Here is a 1,546-nt window from a genome sequence, read left to right as displayed (position 1 = left end):
CCAATAAATCCCAATATGAACAAAGGTTTTTTTAATGAATGCAAATAACTCTTATCTTAATTTAAAAATTAACAAACTTGATTTTAAAATCACAAAAGCCGTTATAAAAGAAAGTCTAGATCAAATCTTCTTATGTGAATGTGAAGGTTTTTATGAAAATATCAATAATGATATTTTTAGTGATGATAATATTGAATTTGATCCTAATATGCTTATTGATAAAGAAGCCTCACTTATAATTAAAAATCCTTATGAAAACAAAAAAATAGATTTTTCAACTAATATTGATATGATTTATAAGGGAATAATATCTTATATTGAATATTTAGGTGTTAATCAAGATAGTGTTAGCAATATTGTAAAAGAAAATTTTAAACAATTAAACCATAAACATTTTTTTAAGTTTAACCTACACTCTCCTTTAATAAGACTTGATTTTAATAAAGCAAATCGTATTTATACTCATACAAACATAATAGAAGTAATTAAACAAACCTTAGCCTATTATAACACCAAGCTAAATAAAAACATTGATTTTTCTAATATTCATCATATATATGAAACTAAAGAATTGATTTCTCAATACAATGAAAGTGATTTAGAATTTATCACAAGATTAGCACACAATCATGGCATTTATTTTTATGAAGATAAAGATAATATTTATTTTTATGATTTTTATACTCATAAAGGCAAAACAAAAGATATAGTTTTTAACCCTAATATCAATAACCATCTTAATGAAGCTTGCATTTATGCACTAAATAAAGAAAAACAAATACAAACTAACGCTTTTACTCATTCTAGTAATAATTCCAAACAACCTTTAAGTTTATACTCATTAAGCACAAAAGCACAAAACACTAACACACATTATAATGAGCATTATTATGAAAGCGAGTATTCTTTTACGCAAAATATCAATTTAAAACAATCCCCTACCCTAAAAGAAAAAAGAAATTCTATGCTTAATAATACACTAAAAGCAAAAAGCAATATTTATCATCTTAGTTTAAATGAAAGTATTAAAATTAATATTCAAAAAGAAACTACTAAAGAATACACCATTATAGCAAAAGAACAAATTTTAATCGATGATGCTATTTTAGCTAATACTATCAACACCAATGATAATTTAAATATTAAAGACTTAAATCTAAGCAAATCTTATACAAATAATTTAACCCTTATCCCATCTTTTTTAACCTTTACACCTAGTTTTAAATCCAAACCAAAACCTCCAATTAACACCATGGGTATGGTTATAGGGGAAGATTCTAATATAGAAAATCAAAGAAATACCATATACACAGATGAATATGGAAGAGTAAAGGTAAGGATTAATCTTTATGCTAATCAAGAAGAATTAGATAATAAAACAAACATGTATCATCATAGTCCATTCTTAAGAGTAGCTAGTAATGTAGCAAGCAATCATTCAGGTTTTTATCATACACCAAGAATAGGAGATGAAGTTATTATTTCATTTTTAGATGATGATATAGACAAGCCTTTTATTAGTGGGAGTTTATATAATGGGGTGAAT

At 24.6% G+C, this 1,546-nt stretch carries 1 protein-coding gene; it reads left to right on the top strand.

Annotated elements, in window-relative coordinates; translation table 11 throughout:
• Positions 1-34 precede the first annotated feature (34 nt).
• A partial coding sequence (vgrG, locus tag ACOTVC_RS08655) for a type VI secretion system tip protein VgrG (protein ID WP_421628351.1) occupies positions 35-1,546 on the top strand: 1,512 nt, incomplete at its 3' end.

Source organism: Campylobacter sp. GB48 (assembly GCF_049221845.1).
Lineage (GTDB): Bacteria > Campylobacterota > Campylobacteria > Campylobacterales > Campylobacteraceae > Campylobacter_D > Campylobacter_D lari_C.
The sequence above is the reverse complement of the archived record's forward strand: the minus strand, read 5'-3'. Positions and strand labels throughout refer to the sequence as shown.